Origin of the sequence: Cupriavidus sp. HMR-1, from assembly GCF_000319775.1 — a bacterium.
Classification (GTDB): Bacteria; Pseudomonadota; Gammaproteobacteria; order Burkholderiales; family Burkholderiaceae; genus Cupriavidus; species Cupriavidus metallidurans.
This window is the reverse complement of the sequence record NZ_ANKP01000106.1, coordinates 1-8459: the sequence shown is the minus strand read 5'-3', so window position 1 is coordinate 8459 and position 8459 is coordinate 1. Positions and strand designations below refer to the sequence as shown.

At 67.4% G+C, this 8459-nt stretch carries 7 protein-coding genes; all 7 read right to left on the bottom strand.

The genetic code is table 11. From position 1 onward, the window contains the following. A partial coding sequence (locus tag D769_RS15090; RefSeq protein WP_008646428.1) for an SMC family ATPase occupies positions 1-2068 on the bottom strand: 2068 nt, incomplete at its 3' end. Then, positions 2065-3210, bottom strand: coding sequence for an exonuclease SbcCD subunit D (locus D769_RS15085; protein WP_008646427.1), 1146 nt, complete (start codon positions 3208-3210; stop codon positions 2065-2067). The genes D769_RS15085 and D769_RS15090, both read right to left, overlap by 4 nt. Before the next feature lie 96 nt (positions 3211-3306). Beyond that, positions 3307-4671 (bottom strand): sigma-54 dependent transcriptional regulator, encoded by a 1365-nt coding sequence (locus D769_RS15080; protein ID WP_008646426.1) that lies wholly within the window; start codon positions 4669-4671, stop codon positions 3307-3309. An 11-nt stretch (positions 4672-4682) separates the two neighbouring features. Then, on the bottom strand, positions 4683-6410 hold the full coding sequence (locus D769_RS15075) for a TadG family pilus assembly protein (RefSeq protein WP_008646425.1): 1728 nt from the start codon (positions 6408-6410) through the stop codon (positions 4683-4685). Between the two features lie 8 nt (positions 6411-6418). Further along, positions 6419-6796: a DUF3613 domain-containing protein gene (locus tag D769_RS15070; protein WP_008646423.1), complete on the bottom strand. Its 378-nt coding sequence runs from the start codon at positions 6794-6796 to the stop codon at positions 6419-6421. Continuing rightward, positions 6793-7614 (bottom strand): flp pilus assembly protein, encoded by an 822-nt coding sequence (locus D769_RS15065; RefSeq protein WP_008646422.1) that lies wholly within the window; start codon positions 7612-7614, stop codon positions 6793-6795. The genes D769_RS15070 and D769_RS15065 overlap by 4 nt, the downstream gene beginning before the upstream one ends. Continuing rightward, the coding region (locus D769_RS15060) for a type II secretion system F family protein (protein ID WP_008646415.1) at positions 7615-8459 on the bottom strand (845 nt) is incomplete at its 5' end.

The window sequence follows — 8459 nt, the reverse complement described above, 5'->3', positions numbered from 1 at the left end:
CGGCGCCCTGGGCCGCCTGCAATGCGGCTTCCAGTGCGCCGGCTTCGCGCTGCGCGGCTTTGAGCGATGCGGCCACGACGTCGGGGTCGCGCGAATCCTCCGGCACCTGCGCACTCGCGGCACGCCACTCGCCATCTAGCTGAGCGTGCTCATGCATCGCCGTGCGCAATGCGCCATCGGCCGCCTGTACGGCGGCTTCGGCAGACTCCTGCGCCTGACGTGCCTGTACGGTCTGGGCCGCGAGCCGTTCCGCGCGGGTTGCCGCCGCCTCGGCCCTCGCGCCGCTGGCGGTCAGCGTCTGGATCTCCTGATCGAGCGCCTGCACGCCCGCGTCGGACACATCGCCTGCGCCTTCACGCAGATCCGCCAGACGCACCTGACATTGGGCGACGTTTGCCTCGGCCTTTTGCCGCACGGCCTGCGCGTCGGCCAACGCCTCGTCGGCATGTTGCAAGGCGGCCCGCGTGGTATCGAGGTCCTCGTCGGTCACCAGCACCAGCGTCTGCTGCGCCAGCGCAGGGTGGTCCTTGCCACCGCAGACGGGGCAGGGTTCGCCACGCTTCACGCCAGCGGCAAGGCGTGCTGCCTGGCCAAAGCGCCAGTCCGATTCCGCCTGACGCATCGCGACGCGCGCGGCGTCGCGCGTCTGCATCGCCCGGCTGGCGCCGGCTTCCGCTGAGGCCAGCGATTCGCGCAAGGGCCCAAGGTCGGCATCGAGCTGCCGGCAACGTGCCACGCGCGTCGCGCGTTCGCGCGCCAGTCCAAGCTGAAGCTGCAGGGCCTGCGCATTTGCACCGTCGCGCCGCGCAAGCTCAAGCTCGCCTTCCAGCGTCTTCGCCGCCGCCACGGCGGCATCGCGCGCCTTCGCCTTGGCGGCAAGCGCCACCTCTGCAGCGGCCAGTCCGGTACTCGCCAGCGCCACGCCGTTGCGCAGCACGCCAAGCCTGCGTGCCTGCGGGAGAATCGCCTCCAGTTTCGCCACGGTGCGCTGCGCGGCCAAACGCGCTTCGCCACGCGCCTGTTCCGCACGCAGCGCGCCCGTTGCGATATCTGCGGCCCGACTGGCGCTTGCCACGCGTGTCCCGGCGGCGGCATTCGCAGCGAGTGCGGCCGTCTGATCCTGCCTGGCAACCTCGAGCAGTTGCGCAACCGGCGTCACCTGTGCCGCGCGTCGCGCGGCCTGCAGGCGCGCGCGGTCCGTGTCGACCGCCGGCACGCGGGCCGACAGCAGGGCATAGGCGCCCTCCGCCTCTTTCCAGGCCTTGATCTGCGTGCTCTCCAGCTCGCCCTTGCGCAAGGACGCCTGCGCCGCGTCGCTACTCGCTCGCGCCAGCGCTTCGCGCCGTTCCAGTTCGGTCAACGTCTCCCGATGCGCGGCGATACGTTCGTCAAGCGCCAGCTCGGAGGGCAACTGATACTGGTCCAGCAAGGTCTTGCGTCGTACCGAGATCTCCTCGGCTTCGCGGCGAATGCTCGCGGCCTGCTCCTTGAGCAGTTCCTCGACGCGGCGGTAGAGCTCGGTCTGGAACAGACGCTCGAGGATCGACTGCCGCGCCTTCGAGTCCGCCGTCAGCAATTCGCGGAAACGTCCCTGTGGCAGCACGATCACCTGCCGGAACTGCGCGCTGTCGAAGCCGAGCAGAACCCGCACCGCGTCGGTCACGCGGACCGGCTGGCTGGCGTGGCTTTTCCACTCACCGTCCACCTGGGCATCAAGCTGCGCCTTCGCAGTCTCCTTGACGAAGCCGCCTGCCGCACGCGGGCTCGGGCGGTCCTGCGTCGGAGAACGCGTCACGCGATAGCGTGTCGCCCCAAGCGAGAACTCGAGGGTGACCTCGGTCCGCAGGGCTGGATCCGCATTGGCGCTGCGCATGTCCTGCGCGCTGCGCTCGCCACCCGATGTATCGCCATAGAGCGCGAAGCAGATGGCATCGAGCAGCGTGGTCTTGCCCGCGCCCGTGGGGCCGTGAATCAGGAAGAACGCCTGGTCGCCGAGCCGCGTGAAGTCAATCGTCTCCGTGGCGGCGAACGGGCCGAAGGCCTGCAGTTTCAGGTAAAGCGGTTTCATGCCGACTCCCTTTCCGATGCCTGCATGACTGCCAATAGATCGTCGAGCGCGCGGCGCTGATCGCCGTCGAGGTCTGTGTCAGCCACCTCGCGGAAAAAGTTTGCGAACAGGCTGACTGTATCCAGTTCCCGCAGCTTGCGCCCCGCTTCCCCGGCCTGACCACTACGCGCCAGCACCGCGCGCTCGATCGCCAGTGCGTTCGGATAGACCTGGCGCAGTCGCGCCATCGGGTCCAGCAACGCGCCCGCGTCGGTCAGCACCGCATGGACGTAGTCGTCCCGGCTCGGGTCGGTGGCGCCCGCCTCGAGCAAGCCGGCCAGCGTGCCGGTCAGCACGCGCAGGTCGCGCAACGGTCGCAGCGGTATCGCCTCGATCCGGACGCCACCCTCGGCGTCAAGTTCGATCAGCGATACCGTCTTGATGTGTTCGGCTTCCGACAGCGAATACTTGAGCAGCGACCCCGAATAGTGAATCCTATCGCCGATGCATTGCGGACGATGCAGATGTCCCAATGCCACGAAATCGAAGCCGTGGAACACGTCCGCGGCCACGGCACCGCTACCGCCCACGCTCAGCGGGCGCTCTGATTCGCTGACCGCACCGCCCACCACGAAGGCATGGGCCACGGCCACAGAGCGGACGCCTGCGGGATGCGTGGCGCGGATGGCGTCGAGCTGGGCGTTCAATGCGGCTTCGTGCGTCGGCAAGTCGGTGCCGAGCGCGTCGCGCACCGCTGCCGGTTCGGCATAGGGCAAGGCGTAGATGCGCACCTCGCCGTGCGCATCGCGCAGCGTCACGCAAGACGTTTCCGGACCGGTGCGCCCGGCCACGTGCAGACCCCGCGCGGCCATCAGGCGCGCGCCGAAGCCGAGGCGCTGGGCGCTGTCGTGATTGCCCGCGATCATCACCACGGGCACGCCCGCATCCACCACGATACGCGCCAGCACATCGTCGAGCAGCGCCACGGCCTCCGGCGGCGGCACCGCGCGGTCGTACACGTCGCCGGCAATCAGCACGGCGTCGGGGCGCAGGTCGCGCACCAGCGCGACGAACTGGTCGAGCACATGAGACTGATCCTCGATCAGGCTACGGGCATGGAAGAGCCGACCAAGATGCCAGTCGGCGGTGTGGAGAAAACGCAATTCGGGTCCTTCGGCACAGTGGCGCCAAGAGCACGGCAGATACCGTGCGGTCCCGCATCATAACGTCGCGGCCACCGAACGGTACGCGGACACCACTCAGACCGGCTCCGCCTCGCTGTCCTCGATCTGGAACTTGCGCATTTTTTCCCACAGCACCTTGCGGCTGATGCCGAGGCAAGTTGCCGTGTCCTGGCGTCGCCAGCTGTTGGCATCGAGCGCGGCGATGATGCGGCGGCGCTCCTCCGCGTCACCGCGCGGGTCGGCCCGCTCGGTGCCATCGAACGCGCCGGGGCGCAGCGAGCGAAACAGCGGCCGGATGCGCGCCTCGTCCCATTCGCCGCGCTGCTGGACCGTGATGCCGATGCGCTCGGCCAGGTTGCGCAGTTCGCGCACGTTACCAACGAAGAACGCGGAGCCCACGGCGCCCTTGAGCCAGTCTGGCATCGGCGGCAGCGCATCGTAGGCGGCGGCGCCGATCATGTGGCGCATGAACGATTGCAGCAGGCCGATCTTGTCCGCAGGGCCACGGTCCTCGAGGCTGGGCAGCCGCAGTTCGATCACGGCCAGCCGGAAGTACAAATCCGCGCGGAAACGGCCCTGCGTTACCGCTTCGCGCAGATCCTTGTTGGTGGCGGCCACCAGCCGGAAGTCCAGCTTGACCGCCATGGCGGAGCCGAGCCGTGTCACCGCGTTCTCCTCCAGCACGCGCAGCAGCTTGACCTGCTGGAACAGCGGCAAGTCGCCGATCTCATCAAGGAACAGCGTGCCGCCGGTGGCCTGCTCGAAGAAGCCACGATGCGCGAACATCGCGCCGGTGAACGCGCCCTTGGCGTGACCGAAGAACTGCGATTCGAACAGCCCATCGGGAATCGCGCCGCAGTTGACCGCCACGAACGGTCCCTTGCCATACGTCGCGTTGCGATCGTGAAAGAGCCGCGCGATGCGTTCCTTGCCCGCGCCGGTCTCGCCATAAAGCATCACGTTGCTGTCGAAGTTGGCGAAGGTATCGACCTGCTCCAGCAGCGACTGCATTGCCGCGGACCCGGCGACGAGATCGGCCACATCGGGGCGCGCCTCGGCGGCCGCCATCAGTTGCGGCATCAGCTTGGCGATCTGCGTGCGCAGATCGGCGCCGGTGAAATCGTGGGGCAGGATATAGGCGTACTCGGTCGGGAACCGGCCGGGATCGCTCTCGCGGTCGGGGGCGCCGACCCAGATCACCGGCATGCCGTGCGCGGCTTCCCAATCCAGCGTGAACTTGGCGGAGCCGATCGCCGACACACTGATGATGGCGATGCTGGGCTTGACCCGTGGTTCGGCCGGCAACGCATCGAGCGCGCCCGCGCGAACGACTTCGGCGCCCAGTGGCGTCAGAAAGCGCGCGACGCGATCGGCGATCTCGTACTTGCCTTCCCACACATAGACTTCAAGGCTCTCGTAGGCCCAGCGGTCTGCTTTCATGATCGTTCAGTTCAGTACACGAGTTCCGTGTTGTTGCAGTCGACGCCGTTGAGCCACAAGTCGGCGTTGGCAAGGCTGATGCCGAGCAGGCTCGTCAGGGTATTGACGAGCTGGTTGATCAGCGTGAGCAATGGATTCAGCACCTGTTGCAGCAGCCAGCCCGGGGAAATGCTCAGTAATTGAAGTTGCAGCAGGCTGACATCGAGCGTTGGATTGAGGCCGTTGATCACGTTGGTCACGGTATCGCCGATCACTGTGCTCGACGATGCGGCCACGTAACCACCCGGTGCGAGTACGAAGCTGTTGCCCGCACCGGCGAGGCCGGACTGCGAGATCGGTTGTCCGGTCATCTTCGCATCGGCAATCGGGAACAGTCCGACCGCCGACAACTGGACGTCGGCGATGGTAAGCGGGCCGCCGGAACAGCCTGTGCCGCCGGGGTTGCCCAGGCACGCCATCACGGCGTTGGTGGACACATTGATCGTCGCCCGCCGGTCCGGAACGGCAGCCGCGCACTGGATATGCGTCAGATCTCCCTTGGCCTGCGCGATCTGCAGCCACAACGGCAGATTCAGATTGATGTTGGCCACCACCAGCGGCACAGAGACCTGCGCAGCCAGTTTCAGGCCAAGCTGCGCGGTCGTCGCAGTGGTCTTCCACGTTCCATCCGGATACTGCTTGGCCGGCCCCACGGCCACCTTCGGCGGCTGGATGATGTACATCGAGCCGGCAATCGATCCAAGCGCAGTCTTCACGTTGAGCGTACTCAGGTCCACCGCGCTCGTCCCTCGCGCGACATAGGCGGCCGTGGTCAGCAACGTTGCCACATTGAGCGCCGCCTCCGCCGCCGACGAAGCCGCCGGTGTCAGCACGCCCAGGTCGAGCATCTGGCCCAGCGTCACCTTGGTGCCGATGCCATTCAGGCCAAGCTGTGTCGTGGGGCTGCCAAGCGCCGCGTTGAGCAGCGCCGATTGCCCCGCCGCGCCCAGCACAAGCGCATAGAAGTCCTGGATCGAGAGCGAAGTGTTCAGCAACTGGTCGACCGTGCCCACACCCGCCCGCAAACGCAACTGCTCGAGCGTCACGTTCGCGCCTACCAGTCCGCTCCAGTCCGCCACCGACAGATTGACCGAGTTGCCCAGCAGCAGCCCCAGCAGGCCGTTACCCGACGAGAGCCTGAGCAGGCCGCTGCCCAGCGTGAACGACGCGGCAGGCGGACTCGCGGCGGCAATCGCCTCAGCGTGTAGCTGCCGCGACTGGCCTCCCTGGAACATGAACAGCAGCGGTACCGTCAACGTGGCCTGCACGCGCACCGCATTGGCCGACACCGTTGTGGCCGGATAGCCCGGATTGAAGTGCCGCGTGCTGTCGCCATTGGCAGGGTTGCCGGGGTCCCACAACCCAAGGCACGCCCGCACGCCGTCCGCCGCGCCAGCCACTGCCGTGTTGCAATCATTCGCCACGGCCTTGGCGTAGCCGTTCTGCGCCGCGGCGGACGTCACGCTTGACAGCACGTTGGCATTGGTCGTCGCCTGATCGTCAGCGCTCTTCAATTGCTGCGCGCCGGACAGCGCCGCCACGTCCACCAGCTTCTGCAACTGCCGCTGCGTGTAGAACACGAAGCCGACGTCGAGCGACACCAGCGCCGCGACGCCAATCGCGGCAATCAGCAGCGCGGCCATCAGACTGACGGCACCGCGCTGGCGTGGGTGGATCGAGCCGGACGTGACGTGACGCATCGCGATGCCTACTGCCCCACCGGCGCCGGGCTGCCCGTGCTGCCACGCAATGCGCTGCCGGTCGACTGGCTGCTGAAGAATTCGGGCAACGGGTACTGGAAGCTCCGCATATAGCGCGCATAGCCGATGGCCGCCTCTTCGCCGGTCATCGACTGCTGCGGCCCGGCCTGCGAGCCGTTGCGCTGGACCTCGAGCAGCATCCGCGTGGTGTCCCCTACCGGCACGTCGTTCGGGTGAAACGTCGGGGACGGCGGCGGCTCGACGGCTTGCGCGGATTGCGCGGATTGCGCGGATTGCGCCCAGGCGGCTCCGGCCACCCCCAACAGCATCGCGGCGATAGCCACCGTACACGCAGCGCCCTTCAGTCTGGAACGATTCCTCGTCATGGTTTGACTCCTGCGTTGAGCGCCACGGCCTGCGCGCCATGCGGCGCGGTCTTTTCGCGGACCTGCACGGCCCGACTGACCCGATCCGCCTCCTTGCGGATGGCCGATCGCGTCGGCTCCTGCATCGCGGCACGCTGCATCATGGCGTTGGCTTCGGCGCGCTTGCCGGACGCCCACAACCACACCACCGCATTGCTGATCACGCGCGGATTGGCGGCATCCAGTTCCAGCGCCTGCATGACCGGCACGCGGGCCTCGTGCAGTGCACCGCCTCGCATCAGCGCGTAGCCAAGATCGCTCGAGAACTGCGGGTTCACCGGCTCCATCGACACCGCCTGGCGCAGTTCACCGGCGGCACGCATGAAGTCTCCCTGTCTGCCGATCACAAGGCCAATGCCGTGATGCGCCCGCGCGGCGCGATCGGTCCCGAGCAGATCACGGTACGCCTGCAGGGCCGCATCATCCTGACCGGTCTCACGCAGGGCATCGGCCCGCATCGCCAGCAGCGATGGATTGCTGCCGAACTTCTGCTGGAAGGCGTCGATATGCGCCAGCGACGCGAAGTACATGCCCTCCGTCTGCATCCGGTTGATCAGCCCCAGATAGACGGACTGATCGTTGTATTCGGCGCGGGCCTCCTTGTCGCGCAGCTTCGCCAGTTCGATCTGCGCATCGGCCTGCTGCGCCATCACCTCCGCGGTGTTCGGCGTGGACGCGCATCCGGCCAGCAGCAGAGCGGCTGCCAACGGCATGGCCAGTGACGCTGGCAAGAGGGTCCGGGGCGACCAGGGCGACCAAGGCGACATCACGGTCTTCATTCAACTGCCTCCATTCATCTGCGCCAACATGCGCATCACACCCAGGAACCCCGGGCCTGCCGTCAGGATCAGCAACACGGGCAGCAGGCTGACCACCATCACACCGGTCATCTTGACCGTCAGCCTGCCGATCTTGTCCTTCATGCGCGCCTTGCGCGCGATCTGCAGCCGCTCGCCGAACTGGCGCAACGGCTCCTGCACCGCGCCGCCGTGGCGGTCCACCTGCGTCAGCAAGGTGATCAGGCCCTTGAGATCTTCATCGTCGAACAGCTTGCCGATGCGCAGCAGCGTCTGCTCGCGTGAGCGGCCCGACGCGAACTGCTGGTTGGAGCGCTGCAGCTCGGGGCCAAGCACCTGCAGCATGCTGCCGAACTCGGTCACGATGATCTGCAGGCTCTGGTCGATCGACAATCCCACGCCCTGCAGCAGACGCAGCATGTCGATCAGGATCGGAAGCTCGTCGGCCACGCTGCGCAGCCGTTGGGCCGCGCGCCGCCGCAGCAGGGTCTTCGCCAGCAGGAAGCCGCCCGCGAACGCTGCAAACGCCCATGCCAGGGCGCTGGCCAGCGAAACGTCGAGCTTCCACGCGAACGCCAGCGCCGCCAGGATGCCCGGCACCAGCAGGCGTAACGCACCGAACACGGCGCGTGGCCTGACGCCGTAGAAGCCGCACTGCTCCAGCAACTGCTGCTCTTCGGCACTCACTGCGGCCTTGCCCAGGCGCGATTCGAGCCAGTGCTGGTTGAAGCGTTCGCTGAAGCGCCCGCCAAGCTGCGCGCCGATTGATCCGCGCTGCGTGTCGGCGACGCCCGGCGCCGGGCTCGCACCCTGCGTCGCGGCCGTGG